This window comes from Kitasatospora sp. NPDC042419, from assembly GCF_056437345.1.
The window spans coordinates 1-25,702 of the sequence record NZ_JBWKAW010000047.1 but is presented as its reverse complement, the minus strand read 5'-3'; the positions used below and the strand labels follow the sequence as shown (position 1 = coordinate 25,702).

Annotated in this window: 21 protein-coding genes, 1 tRNA gene and 1 other RNA gene; 13 read left to right on the top strand and 10 right to left on the bottom strand. The window is 74.4% G+C overall.

Annotation, left to right across the window (positions count from 1 at the left end; all coding sequences use genetic code 11):
- Positions 1–2: 2 nt before the first annotated feature.
- The 6 genes from AC067J_RS41355 to AC067J_RS41330 all read right to left on the bottom strand — a co-directional run bounded on the left by AC067J_RS41355 (position 3) and on the right by AC067J_RS41330 (position 5,357).
- Complete coding sequence (locus AC067J_RS41355; RefSeq protein WP_478307972.1) at positions 3–1,046, bottom strand: serine hydrolase domain-containing protein; 1,044 nt, start codon at positions 1,044–1,046, stop codon at positions 3–5.
- Complete coding sequence (locus AC067J_RS41350; RefSeq protein WP_478307971.1) at positions 1,043–2,353, bottom strand: UDP-N-acetylglucosamine 1-carboxyvinyltransferase; 1,311 nt, start codon at positions 2,351–2,353, stop codon at positions 1,043–1,045. Before AC067J_RS41350 ends, AC067J_RS41355 begins: the two co-directional genes overlap by 4 nt.
- A 2-nt stretch (positions 2,354–2,355) precedes the next feature.
- Positions 2,356–3,096 (bottom strand): LbetaH domain-containing protein, encoded by a 741-nt coding sequence (locus AC067J_RS41345; protein ID WP_478307970.1) that lies wholly within the window; start codon positions 3,094–3,096, stop codon positions 2,356–2,358.
- Between the two features lie 65 nt (positions 3,097–3,161).
- Positions 3,162–3,362, bottom strand: a complete 201-nt coding sequence (locus AC067J_RS41340) for a hypothetical protein (protein WP_478307969.1) — start codon at positions 3,360–3,362, stop codon at positions 3,162–3,164.
- 103 nt (positions 3,363–3,465) lie between these two features.
- On the bottom strand, positions 3,466–4,779 hold the full coding sequence (locus AC067J_RS41335) for a helix-turn-helix domain-containing protein (protein WP_478307968.1): 1,314 nt from the start codon (positions 4,777–4,779) through the stop codon (positions 3,466–3,468).
- Between the two features lie 493 nt (positions 4,780–5,272).
- A tRNA-Ser gene (locus AC067J_RS41330) sits at positions 5,273–5,357 on the bottom strand.
- Between the two features lie 130 nt (positions 5,358–5,487).
- On the opposite strand from AC067J_RS41330, the gene ffs reads away from it, so the two are divergent.
- The 11 genes from ffs (at position 5,488) to AC067J_RS41275 (ending at position 16,935) form a co-directional block, all read left to right on the top strand.
- Positions 5,488–5,584: signal recognition particle sRNA small type (gene ffs / locus AC067J_RS41325), an RNA gene on the top strand.
- A 90-nt stretch (positions 5,585–5,674) separates the two neighbouring features.
- Positions 5,675–7,894 (top strand): DNA polymerase III subunit gamma and tau, encoded by a 2,220-nt coding sequence (locus AC067J_RS41320; RefSeq protein ID WP_478307967.1) that lies wholly within the window; start codon positions 5,675–5,677, stop codon positions 7,892–7,894.
- Between the two features lie 72 nt (positions 7,895–7,966).
- Positions 7,967–8,305 (top strand): YbaB/EbfC family nucleoid-associated protein, encoded by a 339-nt coding sequence (locus AC067J_RS41315; RefSeq protein WP_478307966.1) that lies wholly within the window; start codon positions 7,967–7,969, stop codon positions 8,303–8,305.
- Positions 8,306–8,535: 230 nt separating this feature from the next.
- A complete protein-coding gene (gene recR / locus AC067J_RS41310) occupies positions 8,536–9,135 on the top strand; it encodes a recombination mediator RecR (protein WP_478307984.1) in 600 nt (199 codons plus the stop codon).
- Positions 9,128–9,838, top strand: a complete 711-nt coding sequence (locus AC067J_RS41305; RefSeq protein ID WP_478307965.1) for a DUF5063 domain-containing protein — start codon at positions 9,128–9,130, stop codon at positions 9,836–9,838. Before recR ends, AC067J_RS41305 begins: the two co-directional genes overlap by 8 nt.
- Before the next feature lie 402 nt (positions 9,839–10,240).
- Positions 10,241–11,521 carry an aspartate kinase gene (locus AC067J_RS41300; RefSeq protein ID WP_478307964.1) on the top strand — a complete coding sequence of 427 codons (1,281 nt, stop codon included), beginning with the start codon at positions 10,241–10,243 and terminating at the stop codon, positions 11,519–11,521.
- Positions 11,518–12,570: an aspartate-semialdehyde dehydrogenase gene (locus AC067J_RS41295; RefSeq protein WP_478307963.1), complete on the top strand. Its 1,053-nt coding sequence runs from the start codon at positions 11,518–11,520 to the stop codon at positions 12,568–12,570. Before AC067J_RS41300 ends, AC067J_RS41295 begins: the two co-directional genes overlap by 4 nt.
- 498 nt (positions 12,571–13,068) lie before the next feature.
- Positions 13,069–13,614, top strand: coding sequence for a SigE family RNA polymerase sigma factor (locus tag AC067J_RS41290; RefSeq protein WP_478307962.1), 546 nt, complete (start codon positions 13,069–13,071; stop codon positions 13,612–13,614).
- Entirely contained in the window at positions 13,607–15,178 is a 1,572-nt protein-coding gene (locus AC067J_RS41285; RefSeq protein WP_478307961.1) for a hypothetical protein, read from the top strand. The genes AC067J_RS41290 and AC067J_RS41285 overlap by 8 nt, the downstream gene beginning before the upstream one ends.
- 363 nt (positions 15,179–15,541) lie before the next feature.
- On the top strand, positions 15,542–16,336 hold the full coding sequence (locus AC067J_RS41280) for an SURF1 family protein (protein ID WP_478307960.1): 795 nt from the start codon (positions 15,542–15,544) through the stop codon (positions 16,334–16,336).
- A gap of 20 nt (positions 16,337–16,356) precedes the next feature.
- On the top strand, positions 16,357–16,935 hold the full coding sequence (locus AC067J_RS41275) for a hypothetical protein (RefSeq protein WP_478307959.1): 579 nt from the start codon (positions 16,357–16,359) through the stop codon (positions 16,933–16,935).
- 64 nt (positions 16,936–16,999) lie between these two features.
- On the opposite strand, the gene AC067J_RS41270 is transcribed toward AC067J_RS41275, so the two are convergent.
- The 3 genes from AC067J_RS41270 to AC067J_RS41260 all read right to left on the bottom strand — a co-directional run bounded on the left by AC067J_RS41270 (position 17,000) and on the right by AC067J_RS41260 (position 21,017).
- Entirely contained in the window at positions 17,000–18,937 is a 1,938-nt protein-coding gene (locus tag AC067J_RS41270; protein WP_478307958.1) for a S9 family peptidase, read from the bottom strand.
- 114 nt (positions 18,938–19,051) lie between these two features.
- Positions 19,052–20,476, bottom strand: coding sequence for an MFS transporter (locus AC067J_RS41265; RefSeq protein ID WP_478307957.1), 1,425 nt, complete (start codon positions 20,474–20,476; stop codon positions 19,052–19,054).
- A 163-nt stretch (positions 20,477–20,639) separates the two neighbouring features.
- The gene (locus AC067J_RS41260; RefSeq protein WP_478307956.1) at positions 20,640–21,017 is read right to left on the bottom strand and encodes a nuclear transport factor 2 family protein; all 378 of its coding nucleotides are present in this window, start codon (positions 21,015–21,017) and stop codon (positions 20,640–20,642) included.
- Between the two features lie 145 nt (positions 21,018–21,162).
- On the opposite strand from AC067J_RS41260, the gene AC067J_RS41255 reads away from it, so the two are divergent.
- Entirely contained in the window at positions 21,163–23,919 is a 2,757-nt protein-coding gene (locus AC067J_RS41255; RefSeq protein ID WP_478307955.1) for an ATP-binding protein, read from the top strand.
- Positions 23,920–24,083: 164 nt separating this feature from the next.
- A complete protein-coding gene (locus AC067J_RS41250; RefSeq protein ID WP_478307954.1) occupies positions 24,084–25,259 on the top strand; it encodes a serine hydrolase domain-containing protein in 1,176 nt (391 codons plus the stop codon).
- Positions 25,260–25,363: 104 nt separating this feature from the next.
- Here AC067J_RS41250 and AC067J_RS41245 read toward each other — a convergent pair.
- Positions 25,364–25,702: NUDIX hydrolase (locus AC067J_RS41245; protein WP_478307953.1), on the bottom strand; the 339-nt coding region annotated here is incomplete at its 5' end.

The window sequence follows — 25,702 nt, the reverse complement described above, 5'->3', positions numbered from 1 at the left end:
TCCTAGGGTTCGTCGGTGATCGCCTTCAGGGCGAGGGACCGCAGCGGGGCGAGGCGGGTGCGGTTGTCCTGGTGGTGGTAGACGGCGTTGGTGCAGATGGCCAGGTAGCGTCCGGTGGCCGGGGCGAGGTAGAGGCTCGTGCCGGTGAAGCCGTGGTGGTAGGCGACCCTGCCCCCGTCGGCGAGGATCCAGGCCAGGCCACGGTCGAGGCCCGGCTCGATCTCTGCCTGCGGCTGCATGCTGGCGGTGAGCCAGCGCCCCAGGGGGCCGTCTGTGGCGTGTGGGGTCAGCAGGTGTGTGGCGAAGGTGGCGAGGTCGGCCGGGGTGGTGAACACCCCGGCGTGGCCGGCGACTCCGCCGAGCAGGGCGGCGTTGTCGTCGTGCGGCATCCCCCACAGTCGGGGCCCACCGGTCAGCCGCTGCTCGGTCGGGGCGACCTGGGTGGAGCGGGGCACCGGTCCGTAGGTCGTGCTGGTCATGCGGAGGTGTTGCCAGAGTTCGGCCGCCAGCTCGTCCAGGCGCTGGCAGCGGTAGTGGGCCAGGGCCAGGCCGAGGAGGATGAAGCCGCGGTTGATGTAGCGGTGGCCGGCTCCGGGGTCGGCGATCAGCGGCTCTCCGCAGATCAGTTCGGCGAGCGGTTCGGCGCGGTGCCGGTACTGGTCGAGGCGGGTGTCGGCCCGCAGGCCGGAAGTGTGGGCGAGGACCTGGCTGACCGTCACCTGTCCTCCGGGTGCCTCGGCCGGGATGCCGGTCAGCATTTCGCGGATCGGGGTGTCCAGGGTGAAGCCGTCCATGAGGGAGGTGCCGACCAACAGCCAGGTGGCCAGCACCTTCGTCAGCGACGCCACGTCGTACACCGTGTCCGGACCCGGCCGGGCATCGCCGCACTCGGGGGCGACGATGCCGGAGGCCAGGAATCCGGGCTCGGCGTCGAAGGTGCCGTGGGCGATGACGCCGCCGGGTACCGTCCCGTCGGCGGTCATCAGGTCCAGGCACTCGCGCAGGTCGACGAGTGCGTTCGGGCTCCACGGCACGGTGTTGGTCACGACTGCTCCTGGTTGATCGTCAGGTCGGCACCGAGCGCGGCCAACTTCGGCAGCAGGCTGCCGTATCCGCGCCGCAGGTGGTACATCCCTCGGATCGTAGAGGTGCCCTCGGCCGCCAGGGCGGCGATCACAAGGGCGGTCGCTGCCCGGATGTCCTCGCCGGCCACGTCGGCGGCGGCAAGCGCGGACCGGCCCCGGACGGTGATCACCGAGCCACTCGTGTTGACGGTGGCGCCGAACGCGGCGAGGGCGGACAGGTGGGTGTCGCGCTGGGTGTAGACCCGCTCCTCGATCCGGGAGGCGCCCTCGGCCTGGGTGAGGAAGGCGGTCAGCTGGGGCTGCACGTCGGTCGGGAAGCCGGGGTGCGGGCCGGTGGCCGTCTGCACCGCCCGCGGTCCGGCCGGGACGCTGACGGTGGTCCCGCCGTCCACCGGGTCGAGCCGGATACCGGCATCGGCGAACACCGACACCAGGCCGTCCGGGAAGGCGGCGGCGGGGAAGCCGTCCAGGTGCACAGTGCCGCCGGTGATGGCAGCGGCCAGGGCCAGCGTCGCGGCCTCAAGCCGGTCCGGCGGAACGGTGAACACTCCGCCCTGGATGCGGTCGGTGCCGGTGACGTTCAGGGCCGTCCTGCCCCGCCACTCGATGCCGACGCCGGCCTGCGAGAGCAGGGCGGCAGTGTGGGTGACCTCGGGTTCGACGCTGGGGTTGAGGATCGCCGAGGTGCCGGGGGTGCGGGCGGCCAGAAGCATCGCGGTGACCGTCGCCCCGAGGCTCGGGCCCCAGGCACGGGTCTCGGCGTCGGTGACGAACGGCAGCTGCTTGCCGGTGAAGCGGGCCCGGACCCGTCCCCGGTCCACTTCCATCTCGGCCCCGGCAGCCACCATCGCGGCCAGGTGCCGGTCGATGTATCGAGCGCAGAATGCGTCGCCGCCGGGCAGCGGGAAGGTGACCTTTCCCGCACGGGCCAGTAGGGCGCCGGCCATCACAGCGGTGGTGCGGATGCGCCTGCCGAGGTCGTCCGGGACGACGGGGAAATAGGAGTCGGCCGGGCGGGTGGTGAACTCGGAGCCGACCACAGTGGTGCGGGTGCCGGTGCGGTGCAGGATGTCGGCGACCACGCCGGTGTCGAGGATCTCGGGGGCGCCGACGAGGGTCAGCGGGTCGTCGGCCAGGATCGCGGCGGCGTACAGGTGCAGGGCGATGTTCTTGCTGCCCTGCACGGTGGCCGTGCCGGTCAGGGGCCGGCCGCCGGTGATGTAGACGGCGCGCTCGTCGGTCGTCGCGGGGGTGTCGGTGGCGGGCATGGCTACCTTCCCTGGCTTCCGGCGGGGAAGAAGCCCCCGACCTGGGTCTTGGGGTAGAGCAGGGTGTGCGCGCCGACCAGCGTGGCGGGCTGCAGGACCGTGCCCGCGGGGACGATCACGCCGTCACCGACCACGGCGCCGAACTTGGTCTGGCCGGTGGCGATCCGGTGGCCGTCGAGGTGGGCGCACACCTCCTCGGTGGCCGGCTCGGTGACCGGGCCGGAGGTCACCCGTAGGCCGGTGGTGGACACGAACGCGCCGATGTTGACGCCCAGGCCGAGCACGGAGTCGCCGACGAAGCTGGTGTGCTTCATGAAGACCCCGCCGGTCAGCAGCGATCGGGTGACCTCGGCGCCGAACCCGATCCGGCAGCCGGGGCCGATGACTGTGTTGTCCCGCACGCGGGCGCCGGCCTCGATGACTGCTCCGGGGCAGACCAGGGCGGGGCCGGTGACGAACGCGCCCTCGGCGATGACGGCCCCGGCCGCCACGACCACGTTGCCCCGGACCGTCGCGCCGGGCTCGACGGTTCCGGCGGGCTCCGGGAGCGCGATGCCGAGGCGTCCGGCCAGCAGGTCGACCATGGCCTTCTTGAGGCCGAACACGGTCGGGCAGCAGTTCAGCAGGTGCAGGATCACCGGGTCGGTGACCTGTTCGGTGTCGATGTAGTACGCGGGCGTGGTGCGGTAGTCGATGCGCTCCAGCTCGGTGTCGATCCGGGGCGCGTCGGTCAGCCGGTGCATGGCCGGTTCTCCTCTCGGGCGAGGGAGGGGAAGACGTGCGGGGGTCGTGGTGACGACCTCTGGGCCTACGAGATGGACAGGTCCGGGGTGGTGGCCGCTATCTGGGGGCGGGCCTCGGCCTGGTGGTCGACCGCGAGGCCGAGCAGCACGAGCACGGGCAGGTGCAGGGCGGTCCAGGAGGTGGTCAGGAGGGTGCCGAGGCGGTCCCGGTCCGGTGCGGCGTGCCGGGGTCCGTTGGAGGGCGTGGCGGTGCTGTGCGTTGGCATGGGAGGGCCTTCGGCAGCAGGGGAGGTGTGGACGTTCCCCAGTGAACTGCCGGGCGGGATGCCGGATCCGTAGCCGGGCTACGGGCCGTAGTCCGGCTACGGGTCAGATGATCTGCACGCCCGCGCGGGCGGCGAAGTCCCGGACACCGGGAAGCTTGCGGTCGTGCCGCAGCAGGCCGGTGGCGAGGTTGCGCACGGCGCCCCTGCGGACCTCTTGCGGAGCGGCCTCCTCGGCGGCGAGCAGGGCCCGGTAGCACTGTTCGGGCTTGCCCCACTGGTCGAAGGCGCGGGCCACGTCGGTGAAGAAGCGGGCCTGGCGCTCAGCGGTCGGCAGCGCGGCGGGGTCGATGGTCGCGGCCATTTCGATGGCGCGGCCGGCGTCGCCGAGTTCGTAGTGCACCGACAGTTCGTGCAGGGCGACGCCCTGGACGCCGTCCAGCAGGCCGGAGGACCGGCTCGCTGCGGCGGCGCTGTCGGCGGCCTCCCGGATCAGGGCGTGCGCGTAGGAGCGGTCGCCGGTCTTCGCGGCGGTGTAGGCGGCGGTGGCGTACAGCTCTCCGCGGGTGGCCAGCCGGGCGGTCTCGGAGACGGAAGCATCGGCGAGGAGGTCTTCGGCGGCGACCACCACGATGTCGGTGGCGCGGGCCAGGCTGCCCTGGCGGCGCCAGGAACTGGAGACCATGCGCTGGGCCTCTGCGGTGATCAGCGGGTCTCCACCCAGCCGGGCGGCGGTCAGCGCGCGGTCCGCGGTGATGGCCACCAGGTTGTTGGTACCGACTTTGATGCACAGCCGGACGGCGATGTTGTAGAGCCGGGCGACGTTGCGGGCCCGTTGCTCCGCCGAGCCGACCATCTCGGCGGCTGCGATCCGACCGGGCAGGGCGCGGGCCAGGGCGTCGTACTGGGCCGCCTTGAACTCCTGGCGCGACGTCACCAGCGAAGCGGCGACCGTCTCCTGGGACGGCTCACGGCGGGGAGACGGAATCCGGCCGGCCCCGTACAGGAGAAGGTCCTCCAGATCGGTCAGCGAGGCCTTCTCCTCGGCGTGCGCTGCCTGCTGACCGACAGTCGGGGCGAAGAGGGCGGCAGCCGCCAGGGTCAGGAACGGGCGGCGTCGCACATCGTCCTCCTCGGCAGCGGAAGTGCTCGTCAGCGTAGCGGAGGCAGGCTTTCGCGGACGGGACCTCGCCCGCTCGGCGGCCGGCTGCGGCAACGCGATCAGCTCCGCGAGGTCGACACCCAGGACCTCGGCGAAGCGCTGGAGGAGCGTCAAGTCCTTGACCTGCTGCATGTCCCGCTCGACCAGGGACATCCAGTCCTCGCTTCGGCCGACCTCAGCGGCCAGACGGAGCTGGGTCCACCCCAGCACCGACCGCTGGAGCGAGATGAATGCGCCGAACGTCCTGCTGTCCCCCACCGCAGACCCCCGCGGACCGTGCCCGACTGGCTACATTCCGCTACGGTACCCAGCTGTGGGGGCGCTGTGCAGTGGAAGCCCGTGTTCGGGGGCGGAATCCGGCCCGGTGGTGAGCGGGCGGACCTTTCCGTGCCCGAGCGGTGGTCGGTTGCGGCCGGGGACTTCGAGGCGGACCTCTACACCGATCGGTCCGCGCCCCGGCGCACTGCCCGAGGCCCGCTCCCGAGCAATTCGTCGAGGCCCAGGTCCGGGGGAGCCGCGCGGCAGCGTTCACGGAGGTGCTGGGGCAGGCGTGAGAGCGTACGGCCACCAGCTGTTCCGGACGCCCTTTCGAGCCCGCTGTTCAGAGGGTGCGGCGCACATCCCAGCGTCCGCTGGTGGCTAGGAGCAAGGTGTTGGCAAGGCGGTGACTCATCAGAACCGCAACCGCGGAACGCCGAAGGCCCCGACCGCTGGGCGGTCGGGGCCTTCGTGCTGCCATGGCTGGCAGAGGCGGAGGATACGAGATTCGAACTCGTGAGGGGTTGCCCCCAACACGCTTTCCAAGCGTGCGCCCTAGGCCTCTAGGCGAATCCTCCGTGGGAGAGCTTAGTACATGTTCAGGGGTGGTTGCGACCACGTATCTCGCAGGTGGGGGAGCGGGGTCGCCTGCGGATGGGGGGAGGGGGTGGTGGTGGAGGGGTGGGGCCGGGATCCGGTACTGTTGGGGGCAGCCCCTCGTGTGGCGTTATCTCTCTGAACCCCCCCAGGGCCGGAAGGCAGCAAGGGTAGGAGGGCTCTGGCGGGTGCACGAGGGGTCTTTGCGTTCCCGGGGGCTTCCGGCGGGGGCCGGGTGGAGGCGGGGCGGGGCCGAGGGGCGACGCGTTTGTCCGTCCGTCCCGATATCGTCGGTGGTGTGTCCCTAGCCCTGTACCGCCGCTATCGCCCCGAGACCTTCGCGGAGGTCATCGGTCAGGACCACGTGACCGCTCCGCTCCAGCAGGCCCTGCGCAACAACAGGGTCAACCACGCGTACCTGTTCAGCGGCCCGCGCGGCTGCGGGAAGACGACGAGCGCGCGCATCCTGGCCCGCTGTCTGAACTGTGAGCAGGGGCCGACCCCCACGCCGTGCGGTGAGTGCCAGTCCTGTCGGGACCTCGCCACGGGCGGGCCCGGGTCGATCGACGTGATCGAGATCGACGCGGCCTCGCACGGTGGTGTGGACGACGCGCGTGAGCTGCGGGAGCGGGCGTTCTTCGCCCCCGTGCACAGCCGGTACAAGATCTTCATCCTGGACGAGGCGCACATGGTGACCTCGGCCGGCTTCAACGCGCTGCTGAAGGTGGTGGAGGAGCCGCCGGAGCACCTCAAGTTCATCTTCGCGACCACCGAGCCGGAGAAGGTGATCGGGACGATCCGGTCCCGGACGCACCACTACCCGTTCCGGCTGGTGCCGCCCGGCACGCTGCGCGACTACCTCGCGGAGGTCTGCGGCCGGGAGGCGATCGAGGTCGAGGACTCGGTGTTCCCGCTGGTGGTGCGGGCCGGCGCCGGGTCCGTGCGTGACTCGATGTCGGTGATGGACCAGCTGCTGGCCGGTGCCACCGAGGGCGGTGTGACCTACCAGATGGCCACCGCGCTGCTCGGGTACACCGACTCGGCGCTGCTGGACGAGGTGGTGGACGCGTTCGCCGCGCACGACGGCGCGACGGTGTTCCAGGTCGTCGACCGGGTGGTCGAGGGCGGGCACGACCCGCGCCGGTTCGTCACGGACCTGCTGGAGCGGCTGCGGGACCTCGTGATCCTGGCCACGGTGCCGGACGCGGGGGAGAAGGGGCTGATCGACGCCCCGGCGGACCGGGTGGCGGTGATGCAGGCGCAGGCGGACTCCTTCGGGGCGGCCGAGCTGAGCCGGGCGGCGGACATCGTCAACACCGGGCTGACGGAGATGCGCGGGAACGCCGCGCCCCGGCTCCAGCTGGAACTGATCTGTGCCCGGGTGATGCTGCCGGGCGCGTACAGCGACGAGCTGTCGCTGCAGGCGCGGCTGGACAAGCTGGAGCGCCGGGCGGCGGCCGGTGGTTTCGCCGGCGGCGGGGCGGCGGCCGGGGGCGTTCCGGTGGGTGGGACGGCGTCCGGCGGGATGCCGGCGGCTCCGGTGGCACCGGTGGCTCCGGTGTCCGAGGTCCAGTACGCGGCGGCCCCCGTGGCGGAGCCCGTGCAGGCGGCGCCCGCCCCGGTTCCGGCGCCAGTCGCCCCCGCGGCGCCCGCGGCCCCGGCCGGTCCCGCGCCGGGGGCGTGGCCGATCAAGCGGAGTTTCCCGCCGGCCGGCGAGGCGCCCGCGCCCGCGCAGGCCCCGGCAGCCGCGCCCACCCCCGCCCCGGCGCCCGCGGTGCCCGTGCAGCAGCCGCAGCAGCCCGCTCCGGCGCCTGCGGCGGCGGCCGGCGGGCAGCCGTCGGCGGCGGCGCAGCAGGGGGCCGGGCAGGTCCGGCAGCTGTGGCCGCAGATCCTGGAGGCGGTGAAGAGCCGGCGCCGGTTCACCTGGATCCTGCTGAGCCAGAACGGCCAGGTGGCCGGGTTCGACGGCAGCGTGCTCCAGGTGTCGTTCATCAACGCGGGCGCGCGGGACAGCTTCGTCAGCAGCAAGAGCGACGACGTGCTGCGGCAGGCGCTGGCGGACGCGCTCGGCGTGGACTGGCGGATCGAGTGCATCGTCGACCCGTCGGGCGGGTCCGGCGGCACGGCCGGCGGTGCTCCCGCGGGCGGCTTCGGCGGTGGTGCCGGCAGTGCCGGTGCCGGCGGTGGTGGTGGCGGCTGGGGTGCCGCACCGGCGCGTCCGGCGGCTCCCGCGCCCCCCGTGGCGGCTGTCGCTCCGGCGCCCGTGGCCGCCCCCGTACCGGCGCCCGCGCCGGTCGCCGCGCCGCAGCCGGTGCCGGTCGCGCCCGTCCCGTCGCCGGTCCAGGCACCCTCGCCCCAGGCCGCCCCGGCGCGCCCGGTGCAGGCGGTGGCCCCGGAGGACGACATCCCGGAGGAGGACGACCCGGACCTCGTCGAGGAGACCTTCTCCGGCCAGGAACTGATCATCCGCGAGCTGGGTGCGACGGTGCTGGAGGAGATCCGGCACAGCGGCGGCTGAGCCGTACGGGCAGCACGTAGGCTCGGGGCGACGACGCACACAGGACGCAGGACCGAACGCAAGGAGTGACCCGTGTTCCCCGGTGGTGGCCAGCCCAACATGCAGGCGCTGCTCAAGCAGGCGCAGAAGATGCAGCAGGACCTCGCCCAGGCCCAGCAGGAGCTGGCCGAGGCGAAGGTGACCGGTTCGGCGGGCGGCGGCCTGGTCGAGGCGACGGTGACGGGTGCCGGCGAGCTGGTGGCGCTGGCCATCGCCCCGGCCGCCGTGGACCCGGAGGACACCGAGACCCTGGCCGACCTGATCCTGGCGGCTGTCCGTGACGCGAACCAGTCGGCGCAGAAGATGCAGGCGGAGCGGATGGGCCCGCTGACCCAGGGCCTCGGCGGCGGCATCCCCGGTCTGCCGTTCTGACCGGGAGGGGCGGCGGGTCGGAAGCGGCCCGCGCGGCCCTCTCCGGGCCGGTCGGAACGGGCTTCCGGGCGGTTCCCGGGGCAGTGCAGGTCTGGAGTTCAGACAACGGACCTGTGTGATTTATGCGGGAGTCGGGCGTCGGGCGGTGTGCCCGGCGCCCGATTCGTTGGATGATGGCACCGGAGCACCCCGCGCGGGTGCCACCGATCCACCTGAGGGAAGGCGCGACGTTGTACGAGGGCGTGGTTCAGGACCTGATCGACGAACTGGGCAGGCTGCCCGGCGTCGGGCCCAAGAGCGCCCAGCGGATCGCCTTCCACGTCCTGCAGGCCGACCCCGTCGACGTCCGCCGGCTGGCGCACACGCTGCTGGAGGTCAAGGACAAGGTCCGGTTCTGCGCCGTCTGCGGCAACGTCGCGGAGGCCGAGCAGTGCCGGGTCTGCCTGGACCCGCGCCGCGACCTGGCCGTCATCTGCGTGGTCGAGGAGTCCAAGGACGTCGTCGCCATCGAGCGCACCCGTGAGTTCCGCGGCCGTTACCACGTACTGGGCGGCGCGATCAGCCCGATCGAGGGCGTCGGCCCGGACGACCTGCGGATCCGGGAGCTGCTGGCGCGGCTCGCGGACGGCACGGTCACCGAGCTGATCCTGGCCACCGACCCCAACCTGGAGGGGGAGGCGACCGCCACCTACCTGGCCCGGCTCTGCAAGCCGATGGGCCTGAAGGTGACCCGGCTGGCGAGCGGCCTGCCCGTCGGCGGGGATCTGGAGTACGCGGACGAGGTCACGCTCGGCCGCGCCTTCGAAGGGAGACGACTGCTCGATGTCTGACCAGACCATCAACCAGCAGCCCCACACGCCACACCAGGCCGGACCGGAGCAGGACCGGCACACCCGGCACACGCACGCGCACGGCTCGGAGCCGGACGACTTCGCGGTGCAGATCGCGGACTCGGTGGAGAGCTTCGTGCTCGCCGTCACCGAGGTGGCCAAGGGCGACGAGCCCGGCAGCGCGGTCTCCCTCCTCCTGCTGGAGGTCTCGCAGCTCCTGCTGGCCGGCGGCCGGCTGGGCGCGATCGAGGACGTCGTCCCGGAGGACCGGTTCGAGCCGGACACCGGGCCGGAGCCGGACGGCGAGCAGCTGCGCGAGCGGCTGGCCGAGCTGCTCGCGCCGATCGACGTCTACCACGAGGTCTTCGACCCGTACGGGCCGCCGGAGAAGCCGAACGCGTTCCGGATCTCGGACGACCTGGCCGGCGTGGTGAGCGAGCTCCAGCACGGACTCACCCACTACCGCGAGGGGCGGGTCAGCGAGGCGCTCTGGTGGTGGCAGTTCTCCTACCTGTCCAACTGGGGTACGACCTGCACGGCGGTGCTGCGGGCACTGCAGTCGCTGATCGCGCACGTCCGGCTGGACAGCCCGATCGGGGCGGCGCCGGACGGTGCGGACACCGACAACGACGGACTCACCGACGAGCAGCTCGAACAGCAGGCCGGCGACCTCATGGCGGCGGAGCTGGGGATCGGGCGCTGAGCCCGGGCGGTCCCGGCGGCACGGCCGGTGGCGATGAGGCCGGCGGTCCCGGGCGCTGAAGCCGGGTGGTCCGGCGGTCCGGCCGGTCCGGGTGGTCCTGGCGGTCCGCCGCCGGTCCGGGCCGAACTGTGACGCAGACCTCAGGAGCGTCGGCCGGGAAGAAAACTCCGGGGCTGCCGGCCGTTTGTCCGCCGATTCTGCGGGGCCGTCCCGGATACCCCGCAGACCTGCCGGTGGGGCCGCCCGAACGGCCGCTCACCTGCTGAAACGTGTGTCTCATCATATGGAAACCGAGGGGCGCCGCACCCCTGCTCGGTAGACTGGCGCCGACCGCACAGCCCCCGCCACCCGGGGGTGCGGGGGCCGAGCGCCCCCGGAAACGACACAAGTCGAGGAGCGCACGTGGGCCTTGTCGTGCAGAAGTACGGCGGCTCATCCGTTGCGGATGCCGAGGGCATCAAGCGCGTGGCCCGTCGAATCGTTGACGCCAAGAAGGCCGGCCATGAGGTCGTCGTCGTGGTGTCCGCGATGGGCGACACGACGGACGAGCTCATCGAACTCGCGGAGCAGGTGTCACCTCTCCCCGCCGGCCGCGAGTTCGACATGCTGCTGACCGCTGGAGAACGCATCTCCATGGCCCTGCTGGCCATGGCGATCAAATCCCTGGGTCACGAGGCCCAGTCCTTCACGGGCAGCCAGGCCGGTGTCATCACCGACTCCGTCCACAACAAGGCGCGCATCATCGACGTGACGCCGGGCCGCATCCGCACCGCCCTGGACGAGGGCAACATCGCGATCGTGGCCGGCTTCCAGGGCGTCTCGCAGTCGAGCAAGGACATCACCACGCTCGGCCGCGGCGGCTCGGACACCACCGCCGTCGCCCTCGCCGCGGCCCTCAGCGCCGAGGTCTGCGAGATCTACACCGACGTGGACGGCGTGTTCACCGCCGACCCGCGCGTGGTGAAGAAGGCGCGCAAGATCGACTGGATCGCGTACGAGGACATGCTGGAGCTCGCCTCGTCCGGTTCCAAGGTGCTGCTCGACCGCTGTGTGGAGTACGCGCGGCGCTACAACATCCCGATTCACGTACGCTCGTCCTTCTCGGGCCTTCCCGGGACGATCGTCAGCAACGACAACCCGCACAAGCCCGAAGGGGGCGAGATGGAGCAGGCCATCATCTCCGGAGTCGCCCACGACACGTCCGAGGCCAAGGTCACGGTCGTCGGCGTGCCCGACAAGCCGGGCGAGGCGGCGCGCATCTTCCGCGCCATCGCCGACGCCGAGGTCAACATCGACATGGTGGTGCAGAACGTCTCCGCCGCGTCGACCGGTCTGACCGACATCTCGTTCACCCTGCCGAAGACCGAGGGCCAGAAGGCCATCGACGCGCTCGACCGGGTCCAGGAGGGCATCGGCTACGAGTCGCTCCGCTACGACGACGCGATCGGCAAGATCTCGCTCGTCGGCGCGGGCATGCGCTCCAACCCGGGCGTCACCGCGACCTTCTTCGAGGCGCTCTCGGCGGCCGGGGTCAACATCGAGCTGATCTCCACCTCGGAGATCCGCATCTCGGTGGTCACCCGCGCCGAGGACGTCAACGCGGCCGTGCGCGCCGTCCACAGCGCCTTCGGGCTGGACAGCGAGTCGGACGAGGCCGTCGTCTACGGAGGCACCGGGCGATGACCCGGCGGCCGAACCTCGCCGTCGTCGGCGCCACCGGCGCGGTCGGCGAGGTGCTCCTCGGCCTGCTCTCCCTCCGCCGGGACATCTGGGGCGAGATCCGTCTCCTCGCCTCCCCGCGCACGGCCGGCCGCAAGCAGGCCGTGCGCGGGGAGCACGTCGAGGTGCTCCCGCTCACCGAGGAGGCCTTCGACGGCATCGACGTCGCGCTGTTCGACGTGCCCGAGGACGTCTCCGCCCGGTGGGCGCCGATCGCGGCCGCCAAGGGCGTCGTGGTGGTCGACAACTCCGGGGCGTTCCGGCTGGACGAGACCGTCCCGCTGGTCGTGCCCGAGGTCAACGCGGCGGCGGTGCGGATGCGTTCGCGGGGCATCGTGGCCAGCCCCGACTCCACCACGCTGGCGATGATCGCGGCGATCGGCGCGCTGCACGCCGAGTACGGGCTCGCCGAGCTGGTCGTCGCCTCGTACCAGGCCGCCTCCGGTGTGGGCCGGGCCGGTGCGGACGCGCTGCGCGGGCAGCTGGCGCTGGTGGCCGGCACCGAGGTCGGCGAACAGACCGGCGACCTGCGCGCGGTGATCGCCGACCACGGCCCGTTCGCCGCCCCGCTGGCGCTCAACGCGGTGCCGTGGGCCGGCACGCTGACCGACGGCGGCTGGTCCTCCGAGGAGCGCACGGTGCGGGACGAGTCCCGCAAGATCCTCGGCCTGCCCGGGCTCAGGGTCTCCGCCACCTGCGTCCGCATCCCGGTGGTGCGCACCCACGCGGTCGCCGTGCACGCGGTCTTCGAACGCGAGGTCACCCAGGAGCACGCCCAGCAGATCCTCCGGGACGCCCCCGGCGTGGTGCTGTACGACGACCCGGAGGCCGGCGAGTTCCCCACGCCGAACGACGCCGTCGGGACCGACCCGGTGTGGGTGGGCCGGGTGCGGCGGGCGCTGGACGACCCGACGGCGCTGGACCTCTTCCTCTGCGGGGACAACCTGCGCAAGGGGTCGGCGCTGAACGCGCTGCAGATCGCCGAACTGGTGGCGGGCGAACTCGCCCTGTGAACCCGGGCGGTGGGCCGCCGGAACCGGTGGGCCGACGGAGCGGGCGGCCCGGGGGGCCGGGTGGCCCGGCGCGCTGACGGTCCACCGGCTGACGGATCGGCGGGCTGGAGTGCCGGCGGATCTGCGGGCTGGAGTGCTGACGGATCGGCGGGCCGTCGCGCCGACGGGATCAGCGGGCCGGAGTGCCGGCGGATCGGGTGATCGGCGGGCTGACGGATCGGCGGGCCGGTGGTCCGGCCGCCGGGGGCGCCGCTGCTCAACCGGGGTCTGCGCGGTTTGTTCGCGGACTGCTTGAGGAATCCTCGCCTAATCCCCTGGAGGGGGCTCCGGCCGATGCGGAAGAATGTCCGCCGGGCTGGGCAACCATGACAGGGGATCGAGTGTCCAACGGGCGTGGCGAACGTGATGGTGGGGGCAGGGGCGGGCATCTCGGCAGCGGCCGCGGTGACGTTCCCGCCGCGCGCCCAGCGGCCTGCGGATAGGCCGGAAGACAGTCAGATGACGGCAGTCGCACCAGGCGCCGCGGACTCCGGCGCCGGCACCGCCGCGGGGGCCAGCGAGGATCTGCTCACCGAGACCTATCAGGCCCACTACCGCTCCCTGCTGCGGCTGGCCGCACTGCTCCTCGACGACCTCTCGACCTGTGAGGACGTGGTGCAGGAGGCGTTCATCCGGGTGCACGCCGCCCGGCGGCGGGTGCGTGAGCCCGAGAAGACCCTCGCCTACCTCCGGCAGACCGTGGTCAACCTCTCCCGCTCCACGCTGCGGCGCAGGATCCTCGGGCTGCGGCTGCTCCCGAAGCCCATGCCTGACATGGCCAGCGCAGAAGAAGGAGCCTACGATGCGCTGGAGCGTGACCAGTTGAAGGCCGCGCTACGGGGTCTGCAACGCCGTCAGCGGGAGGTTCTGGTGCTGCGCTACTTCGTGGACATGACGGAGGCGCAGGTCGCGGAGACCCTGGGCATCTCGCTGGGTTCGGTGAAGGCGTACGGCTCACGCGGACTCGCCGCGCTGCGGGTCCAGATGGAGGCCGGGCATGGCTGAGGACGATCGGATGTCCGCCGGACGGGCTTCCTCCGGCGGTGGGCCGGGTGGCCAGGGCGGTCCGGGCGGCGACGGCAGACGGGGCGGCCCCGGTGGTCCGGGCGGCCCCGGTGGTCCGGGCGGGTTCCAGGGCCTTCCCGGTGCCGAGGACGGCACCGATCCGCTCGGCTCGGAGGAGCGGCTGGTCCGCGCGCTGATGCAGCGGGCCGTCGCCGAGGTCCACCCCGTCCCCGGAGGCCTCCAGCACATCCGCCGGGCGGTGCCGCGCCGACGGGCCGCGCGCCGGGGCGCCTGGACCGGTGCCGCCGCACTGGCCGTCGCCGTCTCCGTCCTGCTGCCGGCCCTGCACGACGACGAACACCTCGGCCTCTCCGGCGGTCCGGGCTCGCCCAACGCGCACGGCGGGACGGCCACGGCGACCTCCACCGGCACCCCGTCCGGCGGGGGCATCGTCTGGCCGAGCCCGCCGCCGGCCCCCGGCACGAGCACGCCCAGCTCGCCGGGCACCCCGTCCGGCACCGTCGAAACCTCGCCGAGCGTCGGCGCGAGCACCACCCGCCCGGCGCCCGGGACGTCCGTCCCCACGACCGCGACCGGCACCGGCGGCGAGAGCCGGCCGCTGCCCCTCTGCACCCGGGGCGACCTCGGGCAGGGCACCGCGCAGATCGGGGCACCCGACGCCGACGGACGGATCTACGGCTACTTCACGCTGATCAACACGTCCGCGCACGACTGCCGGCTCGGCGGTCCCGGCTCGGTCACGGTCATCGGCACCAGCGGGACGGAGTCCGGGCGGATCCGGATCGCCGACCACACGGCGGGCGGTCCGGCGACGGGCCTGCCCGCCCCGGCGGAGACGACGGGGACGAACGGGGGCGCCGACGGCCCCGTCCTCGCGTCCCGGGCCGGGTACCGGGTGGACTTCGGCTGGGTGCCGGACGCGGCGGGCTGCCCCAACCCCGGCGGAACGACCTCGCCGAGCGCGTCCGCAGGCCCCGCGCAGAGCACGGCGGGCGGCGCTACCGGCGGGGGCTCGGGCGGCAGCACGGCGACCGGTGGCACCACGGGCGGCGCTTCGACGGTCGGCGGCTCGACGGGCGGCGCGGCCCCGGGCCCGGGAGCGGGCACCGGTGCGGCGCCGGGATCGGACGGCGGCGCGAGCGGGGGAGCGAGCGGGGCAGCGGGCACCAGCACGAGCACCAGCACGCGCAGCGGTACGGCCCCCGGGCTGCAGAGCGCCGGACCGGCCGGTTCGAACGCGCCCGGTCTGTCGACGGGGGCGGCCCCGGAGGCCGGCCCGAGCGCGGCGCCGAGCGCGGAGCCCCCGCCGTCCGCCTCGCCGACGGCCACGCCGACCGGCGCCCCGAGCCCGACGGCCACCTCGACGGCCGGGCCCGGCAAGCCGTCGGCGAGCGTCACGCTGGCCTACACCCCGGCACCGGGCAACCCGGCGGCCGCGACCGTCCTCCTCCCGGGCGCCTGCGCGGGCACCGTCTACCGCACCGCGCCCGGGCCGCTCCCGTCGGCGCTCCCGGCACCGAGCCCCTCGGCCTCGGCGGAGTGAGCGCGGGGGACCACGGGCAGGACGCCCCGGCGGGGTAGCCCCGGTGCGCGAGCCCGGCCGGTGACCGCGGTCGGGGACCACGGGCGGGCAGTCCCGGAACGGGAGCACGGCGGAGGAGCCACGGCTGGGGAGCCACGGGTGGGGCGCACGGAGGAGGAGCGCGACTGGGAAGCCGAGCCGGAGGCCCCCGAGGAGACGACCCGGGTGGGCCGCCCGGGCCGCCCGGGCCACCCGGGGCGGCCCGGCGGGGCCTCCGGGAGCGGGAAGCCGACCGGTCCGACTATCCGCTCCGAGGGGTGGTGTCCGGGCCGGGCGGGGGGCCTGGGGTCGGGCGGGGTGTGAGGAGTGGTTACCGTGGGGGGTGTGTACCGGTTCCTCCTCACCCCGCGCTGGCTGAGCGGCACCGCGTTGGCCGTCGCGGCCGTCGCGGTGTGCGTCTGGCTCGGCTCCTGGCAGCTCGGCCGGTTCGAGGACAAGGTCTCCTCGCACGAGGAGATCAGCCGGTCGGTGAACGACACCCGCGCCCCCCGGCCGCTCGGCGAGGTGCTCGGCGCGGACCGGCCGCAGGTCACCACGGACACCGTCGGCCGACCCGTGACGGTGACCGGCACCTTCGACCAGGAACACCAACTGCTCGTCCCCAACCGGGTGTTGGACGACAAGCAGGGCTACTACGTGCTCACCCCGCTGCGCACCCTCGACGGCCGGACCGTCGCGGTGGTCCGCGGCTGGGCGGCCGGTACCCCCGCTGCCGGGACTTCCGCCGCCACGACGGCCGCGCCCGCTGGCGAGGTGACGGTGACCGGCCGGCTGCAGGCCGGCGAGACCAGCGGCAGCGGCGGCGCGGTCGCCGGCGGGCTCCCGGAGGGGCAGCTCGGCACGATCAACCAGGCCGCACTGGTCAACAAGCTCTCCTACGAGGGCTGGTACGACGGCTGGGTGTCCGCCGACGAGGCGCCGTCCGGCCTGACCCCGGTGCCGACGGTGCAGCCGCAGGGCGGCAACGGCCTGAGCCTGCGGGCGTTCCAGAACCTGGGCTACACGCTGGAGTGGTTCGTCTTCGGCGGCTTCGTGGTGTTCATGTGGTTCCGCCTGCTGCGCCGCGAGGCGGAGGCCGAGCAGGACCGGGCCCTGGGACTGGACCCGGTCCTGGACTGACCGGCCCGCCGGTTCAGCGGGTGGGCTTCACCGGCGGCACGACCGGCTTGGACGGGACGCCCGGTGCGCTCGGCACCACCGGCGTGCTCGGCACCACCGGTACGGACGGTGTCGGCGCCCCGGAGGGCGTGGACGGCGTGGCCGAGGGGGACGGCGTGGCGGGCGGCGGGTCGCAGCGCCGGCTGTTGTTGTTGCCGTTACCGCTGCTGCTGCCGTTGTCGCCGTCGGAGTCGTTGTCGGCGTGGTGGCGCACCTTGCGGCCGCTCTTCGACCCCTTCGAGCCCGATGATCCCTTGGACCCGGACGAGCCCGACTTGGCCAGCAGGACCGTGCCGCCGTCCGCGCCCGTGCCGAGTGCGACCGCAGCGTGTGCGCCCGCGCCGTGCTCGACCGTGCCTTCCGCTCCCGTGCCGTGCTCGACCGTACGGAAGGCCGCCTGGACCGCGACGGCCGCCGCGGTGGCGGCCGTCGTCGTCGCCTTGGCCGTGGCCGCCGGTGAAGCCGAAGCCGAAGCCGAAGTCGTGGCCGTCGGCGAAGGCGACGACGACGGCGAGGCGGGAGGCGGGCAGGCGGACCCGCCTCCGTCGCCGCTGTCCTGACCCGAGCAGCCGGTGAGCACCAAGGCCCCGGCCACCCCCACCCCCATGATCGCCAGCAGGCGTCTCACACGTTCCCCCCGTCCCTCTCCTTCGTCTCCGCCCGATTCTCTCCGACGCCGCCCGCCGCGAGGTGCCGTCGGACGAAGTCGATCTCCAGCCGGAGCTGCTTGATCCGCTCGTCCACGACCAGCGAACCGTGCCCGGCGTCGTACCGGTACACCTCGTGCACCTTGCCCAGCTGCTCCAGCCGCTCGACGTAGTTGTCGATCTGCCGGATCGGGCAGCGCGGGTCGTTCACCCCGGCGCTGATGTAGACCGGGACCCGGACCCGCTCGACGTAGGTCAGCGGCGAGGAGGCGGTCCAGCGCTCGGGCACCTCCTCCGGCGTGCCGCCGAAGAGCGTGCGGTCGATCGCCTTCAGCGCCTCCATCTCGTCGTCGTACGCGGTCAGGTAGTCCGCGACGGGGACGGCGGCGACGCCGAGGCTCCAGAGCTCCGGCTGCACGCCGAGGCCGAGCAGGGTGAGGTAGCCGCCCCAGGAGCCGCCGGACAGCACCAGCCGGTCCGGGTCGGCGAGGCCGCTCGCCACCGCCCACTCCCGGACGGCCGCGATGTCCTCCAGCTCGATCAGGCCGACCCGCTCGCGCAGGGCGTCCGTCCAGGCCTGGCCGTAGCCGGTGGAGCCGCGGTAGTTGACCCGGACCACCGCGAAGCCGTGGTCCAGCCAGGCGGCCGGGCCGGCGGCGAAGGAGTCGCTGTCGTGGTGGGTCGGGCCGCCGTGCACCTCGAAGACGGTCGGGAACGGGCCGTCCGCCGGACCGGCCCCGGACGGCCGCTGGACCAGCGCGTGCACCCGGCCGCCGGGGCCGTCCACCCAGACGTCCTCGACCGGGACCGAGCCGGGCGGTACCGCGCCGGGCGCGCGCAGCACCACGGTGCCGGCGGTGGAGCGGACCGCGGACGGCTGGGCGGCGGAGGACCAGAGGAACTCCACCGTGCCGTCCGGCCGGGCGGTCGCGCCGCTGACCGTGCCGCGCGGGGTGTCCAGGCGGGTCAGCACGTCCTTGGCGCCGTCCGCGCCGCCGGTGCCGTCCTGGCCGTCCGTGCCGTCGAGCCCGTACGAGAACAGCTCGCTGCGCGCCTCGTACTCGTGCTCGATCAGCAGGGAGCGGCCGCCGGGACGCCACTGGGCGGAGACGTCGCCGGGCAGTTCGCGGCCCTGCTCGTCGCGGAGCGGCAGCGCGGTCTCGACGCCGGTCGCGACGTCCCAGATCACCGGCTCCCAGCGGCCCGTGCGCTGCTGGGCGACCAGCAGCCGGGTGTCGCCGTCCAGCGGGGCGAAGCCCATGCAGGCCACGCCGCGCGGTTCCGCGTGCCCGGTGACCTCGTCCAGTTCGGCGACGGTCGCGCCGTCGGAGAGGCGGACGACCCGGATCGCGCCGTGCATCGCGTCGCCGTGCTCGGTGTGGTCGATCGCCAGCAGGGTGCCGTCGTGGCTGAGGTCGCCGACGCCGCCGTACTCCGCGTGCCGGTAGATCTCGACCGGCTCGGACGCGCCGGGGCGGCGCAGGTGGAGGGTGGTGCCGTGCTCGTCGGTGGAACGGCCGACCACGACGGTGCCGTCCCGGCCGAGTGCCAGGCCGGCCTCGTAGGAGGGGTCGAGGCCGGGGACGGCCTCCTCGTCGGGGCCGGTCGCTCCCTCGGGGCGGCCCTCGAAGGGCTGACGGCGCCAGATGCCGAACTCGTCGCCGTCGTTGTCGTCGAACCACCAGATCCACGCGCCGTCGGGGGACAGCTCGGCGTCGGTGGTGCCGTTCGGACGGTCGGTGACCCGCCGGTGGGTGTCGGTGGCGCGGTCCCAGGCGTAGATCTCGTAGGTGCCGCTCGCGTTGGACACGTACAGCGCCCGGTCGGGGGCGTCCTCCGCCCAGTCCGGCAGGGAGACCCGTGCCGCCCTGAACCGCTGCTCCCACGCCGGAACGGCGCTCTTCTCCTCGCTCATCCACCCATCCAACCCGATCGGGGGGCGGGAACGGAACGGGGGCGGGCGCGGGGACGGACCGTTCCCGCCCCCGCGCCCGCCCCGCTCCCCGTTCCTCCCGGGTGCGCCGCCCGCTCAGGCCGTCTGGCGGGGCAGCAGCTGCACCAGACCCACCAGCAGCAGCTCCAGCACCGCCAGCGCGCCGACGCTGCGGCCGAACGCGGTGGCCGGGTCGCCGGCGCCGTAGTAGAGGATGCCGATCAGCGCGATGCCGAGCGCCCCCGCGACCTGCTGGACGGTGGCCAGCACGCCCGCCGCCGACCCGGCCAGCCGCGGCTCGACGCCGGCCAGCACCACCGAGGTCACCGGGGCGATCACCAGGCCCATTCCGAGACCGTCCACGAACAGGCCGGGCGCCAGCCACCAGACGCTGCCGGTGTCCCCGGCGGCGTGCACGGCGAGGCCGAGCAGGCCCAGTCCGGCGGCCATCAGCAGCCCGCCCAGGGCGATCGCCTGCCGGCCGAGCCGGGCGACGAAGCGGTGCACGGTGGTCGAGGTGATCAGGTAGCCGGCACCGATCGCGGTGAAGACCAGGCCGGCGCCGAGCGCGTCCAGGCCGCGGCCCGGCTGCAGGTAGAGGGCCAGCACCAGGAAGAAGGACGCCTGGCCGAGCCAGAAGGCGAGCTGGGCGAGCAGCCCGGTGGTGAAGGCGCGGGCGCGGAAGAGCCGGGTGTCGACCAGCGGCGAGCCGGACGGGCCGGTCCGGTGCTGGTGCACCACGAAGACGGCCAGCAGGGCGGCCGAGCCGGTCAGGCAGAGCCAGGTCCAGAGCGGCCAGCCCGCCTCGCGGCCCTGGATCAGCGGCAGCACCAGGCCGGTCAGCGCGGTGGTCACCAGCAGCACGCCCACCGGGTCCAGGCCGGGCCGCTGCGGGGCGCGGGACTCCGGCAGGCAGCGGCGGACCAGCGCCAGCGCGGCCAGGCCGACCGGCAGGTTGATCAGGAAGCAGCTGCGCCAGTCCAGGCCGAACAGGTCGGCGCGGATCAGTACTCCGCCGATCAGCTGGCCGAACACGGCGCCGAGGCCCATGGTCAGCCCGTACATCGCGAACGCCCGGGCCTGCGCCGCGCCGCTGAACGCGGTCCGCAGGATCGCCAGCACCTGCGGGCCCATCAGCGCCGCCGCGAGCCCCTGGGCGACCCGGGCGCCGACCAGCGCGCCGGCCGTCGGGGCGAGACCGCAGGCCGCGGAGGCGAGCGTGAACAGGGCCAGGCCGAGGCCGAACACCCGGCGCCGGCCGTAGCGGTCGCCCAGCCGTCCGGCCGTGACCAGGCCCGCGGCGATGGCCAGACCGAAGCCGGCGACCACCCACTGGACGGCGGCGGGCCCGGCTCTCAGGTCGGTCTGGAGGGACGGTATGGCGACGTTGACGACGAAGACGTCGAGGGCGGTCATGAAGGTGGCGGCGAGGACGACCAGCAGGAGGCCCCGGGGGTTCCCGGTGGCGGCGCTCCCGTCGGTCCCGGTGGCGTTCGGGCGGGCGGTCAGGGTGGTGCTCAACTCGGTTGCTCCTCGGTGTGATCGGGTCCGGGCGGGGCGGCGGTGGGTTGACGGTGGTGGGTGGTGGGCGCCGGCGGGTGACGGTGGTGGGCGCCGGTGGGGCGGGGCGGCCGGGGGCGGGCGGCGGCGGTGCCCACCCCGCCCCGGCCGCAGTGACGGCGGCTCAGGCGCCGGGGACGCGGTCCAGGAAGCCGTGCACCGAGGCGATCCGGCCGTCGGCGTCGGCCACCAGCACGTCGAAGCCGATCACCAGCGGCTCCTCCCCGGCCAGCCCCAGGTTCCAGGTGAACCGGGCGATGTCGTGGTGCGCGTCGACCGGGCCGAGGGTGAACTCCAGCCCGGGGAACTGCCCCTGGGCCGCGCCGATCAGGGCGTCGACGCCCTCGCGGCCGGTGACGGCGGCCAGCGGGTCGGTGTACCGGCAGTCCGCCGCCCACACCTCGTCGATCAGCTTCCGGCGGGCGGCCGGGTCGGTCTCGTTCCAGGCGGCGAGGTACCGCTCGGCGAGCTGCTGGAGGTCGGTCGGCTGAATGGCGTTCATGGTTCTTCTCCCTTGTCCGGTGGGCCGGTTGGGCGGCCCCGGCGGGGTCGTTCCCGCTGCTCATGAAGGTACGGACGACGGCGGGCGGGCGAATCCGTCACGCATAGGTAGGGGTGTACGTAGGCCGCGCCAGTAGGGTCGGGGCATGGGGACGGGGATGCTGTACGGGCGGGAACGGGAGCAGGCCGCGGTCGACGCACTGCTCGACGGGGCGAGGGACGGCCGCAGCGGGGTGCTGGTGCTGCGCGGCGAACCGGGCATCGGCAAGACGGCACTGCTGGAGTACGCGGTCGCGGCGGCCGGTGACGCCGTCCGGGTGGTCCGGGCGACCGGGGTCGAGTACGAGGCCGAACTCCCCTTCGCCGGGCTGAGCCTGCTGCTCGCGTCCGGGCTGGACCGGCTCCCCGCCCTGCCGGGGCCGCAACGGCGGTCGCTGGAGGGCGCGTTCGGGCTCGGGGAGGGCGGCGGCGCGCCCGCCGACCGGCTGCTCACCGGACTGGCGACGCTCGGCCTGCTCGCCGAACTCGCTTCCGACAAGCCGTTGTTGTGCGTCATCGACGACATCCAGTGGCTGGACCGCGCCTCGCTGGACGCGCTGCTGCTCGCGGCCCGCCGGCTCCAGGCCGAGGGCGTCGCCCTGCTGCTCGCCGTCCGGGACACGGGCCCGACCGCGGCCGGCCCGGCCGGAGGCGGCGTGGACGGCCTGCCGCTGGCCGGGCTCCCGGAGCTCCGCCTGGCCGGGCTCGCCGGCCCGGACGCCGAACGGCTGCTCGACGCCCGCGCCGGCGGGGGGCCCACCGACGGCATCCGCCGCCGACTGCTCGCCGAGGCCGCCGGGAACCCGCTAGCCCTCGTCGAACTCCCCTTCACCGAAGCCGAGTCGGACGCGGGCGGCCTGGCGCTCGGCAGCCGGCTGCAGATCGCCTTCCACGGCCAGGTCACCGGGCTGCCGCCGGCCACCCAGACGCTGCTGCTGGTCGCCGCCGCCGAGGAGAACGGCGAACTCGACGTCGTCCTGTCGGCCGCCGCGGCCCTCGGAGTCGGCGCCGAGGGGCTGGCGCCCGCCGAACAGGCCGGACTGGTCAGGGTCGGCGCCGACCGCCGGCTCGCCTTCCGGCACCCCCTGCTGCGCGCCGCCGTCCTGCAGCGGGCGCCGCTCCAGCAGCGGTCGGCCGTCCACCGGGCCATCGGCGAGGCGCTGGAGGACGGCGACCGCCGCACCTGGCACCTGGTTCTCGCCGCCACCGGTCCCGACGCCGGCCTCGCCGACGCGCTGGAACGGGCCGCCGTCCGCGCCGAGTCACGGGGCGCCCACGGAGGCGCCGCCGCCGCGTACGAGCGCGCCGCCCGGCTCACCCCGGACCGCGACGGCGCCACCCGGCGGCTGGTGCTCGCCGCCGAAGCCGCCACCGAGGAAGGAAAGTTGGCGCAGGCCGAGGAGCTGGCCGGCCGGGCCCGGGCGCGGACCGACGACCCGTTCGCGCACGCGCTGCTCGACCAGGTCCGGGCGGTCGCCCACTTCTGGCGCGGCTCCTACCCGACCGCCTACCGGCTGCTGCTGGACGCGGCCGCCACCGACATCGAGCCCTCGCACGCCGCCCGCATGCTGCTCCAGGCGTTCCACGCGGCCTGGTACGTGGGTGAGGAGGAGGTGGCCGCCGTGCTCGACCGGATGGCGGCCCTGCCGCTCGCCGCGGAGGAGCCGCTCGCCCCGCTGGCCCGCCACCTGCCGGCCGCCGTCCTGCCCGTGCTGGGCCGCCCGGCGGATCCGGTGCCCGCGCTCCGCGAGACCGTCGAGGCCGCCCGCAAGGCCGGGGCGGAGAGCCCGAGCGACCTGGTCCAGCTGTGCGGCGCGGCGCTGATCCTCGGCCGTGACGCCGAAACCCTCGACCTGGCTTCGGAGTTGGTGGCGGAGGCCAGGGCCAAGGGCACCGTCGGGGTGCTGCCCACCCTCCAGTTCTTCCTCGCCGAGGCGGAGCTGTTCCACGGCCGCCACCGCGATGCCGAGGTCACCGCGAGCGAGGCACTCGCCCTGGCCCGGGACATCGGCCAGCACCAGTGGACCAGCCAGTTGGCGGCGCTGCTGGCGTGTGTCGCCGCGCTCGGCGGCGCGGGCGAGCGGTGCGTCGAGCTGGCCGGAGCGGCGCTCGTCTCCGGGTCGTCCGCCCCGGCCGCCGGTGCCCCTTGGGCGCAGTGGGGGCTTGCCCTGCTGGACCTGGGGCGGGGCCGGGCGTCGGTCGCCGCCGACCGGCTGCACGCGCTCACCACCGGCCCGTACCGGCACCACGTCGGGGCGACCCGGGCGGTGCCCGACCTGGTCGAGGCGGCCGTGCGGCTGGGCGAGCCGGAGCGGGCCGCCGAGCCGTACGAGCGGTTCGCCCGCTGGGCGGGGGCCGCGTGGGCGGCGGGGGCGCCCTGGGCGGAGGCGCTGCGGTTGCGCTGCCAGGCGCTGCTCGGGCCGGACGAACTGGCCGAGTCCGCGTACCTGGCCGCGCTCGCCCTGCACGACGGGGCGAACCGGGCCTTCGAACAGGCCAGGACGGCGCTGCTGTACGGCGAGTGGCTGCGCCGGGAACGGCGCCGGACGGACGCCCGGCCGCACCTGGGCGCGGCGCTGGAGACCTTCGAACGGCTCGGTGCCGGGCCCTGGGCCGACCGGGCCCGGACCGAGCTGACGGCGACCGGCGGCGCGGCCCCGGCACCCGTGGAGGCGGCGCCGGGCGTGCTCACCGCGCTCACGCCGCAGGAGCTGCAGATCGCCCGGCTGGCCGCCCGGGGCATGACCAACCGGGACATCGCGGCGCAGCTGTTCCTCAGCCCCCGGACCGTGGGGCACCACCTCTACAAGGCCTACCCGAAGCTGGGCATCGCTTCGCGGACGGAGCTGGCGGAGCTGTTCTGACCCGGGGGAGACCGGCCGACTGCTGCGGCGTGTGCAGGCTGCAGGAAGGGGGGTGGGGGCAGCCCCCGTATGAACTCGGGCGCCAGCAGGATGGGCGACCGGTGCGGCAGCGCGGCAGGCTTGGACGCGAAACAGCACGGGGAACAGAAGTACGGGAGTGATCGGTGAAGGTACGTGCGGGGGCCGCAGCACTGGTGGCGGGAATGTGCGCGATGGCGGTGTCGGGGCTCCTCCCGACGGCCGCGGTGGCGGCGGAGCGGGCCTCGGCCGCGCCGCCCGCCGGTCTCAGGGTGGCCGTCGAGCAGACGGTCGCGGACGGCTTCCCGGCCGCCGTCGCGTACGCCAGGAACGGGGAGCGGGAGTCAAGGACGGCGGCCGGGCTCGCCGACACGGCGACCGGCGAGCGGGCCCGGCCGGACCAGCGGTTCCGGATCGCCAGCAACACCAAGTCGTTCGTCTCGACGGTGCTCCTGCAACTGGAGGGCGAAGGACGGCTCTCGCTCGACGACAGTGTGGAGAAGTGGCTGCCCGGCGTGGTCAGCGGCAACGGCAACGACGGCAACGCCATCACCGTCCGGCACCTGCTCAACCACACCTCGGGCATCTACGACCCCACCGACGAGCCGGAGTTCTTCGCCCCCTACCTGGAACGCCACGAGTGGGGCTACGTCTACACCCCGCGCGAGGTGATCGCCCGCGCCGTCCGGCACGCGCCGACGTTCGAGCGGCCCGGTGACGGCTGGGCGTACTCCAACACCAACTACCTGCTCGCCGGGCTGGTGATCGAGGCGGTCACCCACCACAGCGCGCCCTCCGAGATCCACCGGCGGATCCTCGTCCCGCTCGGCCTCAGGAACACCTCCTTCCCCGTGACCGACCCGGACATCCGCGGCCCCCACCTGCACGGGTACGACCTCGCGGGCCGCGACGTGACCCGGTTCAGCCCGTCGTACGACTGGACCGCCGGCGCCATGATCTCCACGGTCGACGACCTGGCCAGGTTCCACCGGGCCCTGTTCGGCGGCAAGCTGCTGCGCCCGGCCCAGCAGCGCGAGCTGTTGGACACGGTGCAGTTCGGCCGTGGGCCGGCGTACGGGCTCGGTGTGCAGCGCAGGGAGGTGGCCTGCGGCACGGGTCCGGACGCCAAGCGGGTCAGCACCTGGGCGACCGACGGCGGCGGCCCCGGCTTCACGAGCATGTCGCTCAGCACCGTCGACGGCGAGCGGCAGCTGGTCCTGGCCCTCAACGTCTACGACCTCGGCGCGGACCTGAAGGACGAGGTGCCCGTCCCGCTGGGCCCGGGAGCGGCGCAGGTGCAGACGGCGGCTCTGTGCAGCTGAGGCGCCGAACCTCCGGCGGTACCTCGATGCGAGCCGCTGCCGGGCGCCTCAGGTGACGTCACGCGCCGGTCGGTCCCCAGGTGGGGCCGACCGGCGCTTCGTCGTCACTCGGCAGGGGTGCCGCGGAGGAGGAGGGAAAGGTGGGCGCCTCTGGTGAGGGCGTCGAGGGCCTGGGTGGTGCGGCGGTAGTGGTCGGGGGGCATGGCGTCGGGGAGTTGGGCGCGGTGGAGCCAGTGGACGGCGGTGACGGTGTGGGGTGGGCGGTGGCGGGCGACGATGCCTTCCTGTGCGGAGGTGAGGCGGCCGCCCCAGTGGATGAAGGTGAGGGCTTCGGGGAGGAGGGCGGCTTCGGTGTGGTCGGTGGCGAGGATCGAGCGGAGGGGGAGGACGAGGCCGGTCTGGGTCTCGGTGTGTCGGCGGGCGGCGAGGTGGGGGAGTTCGTC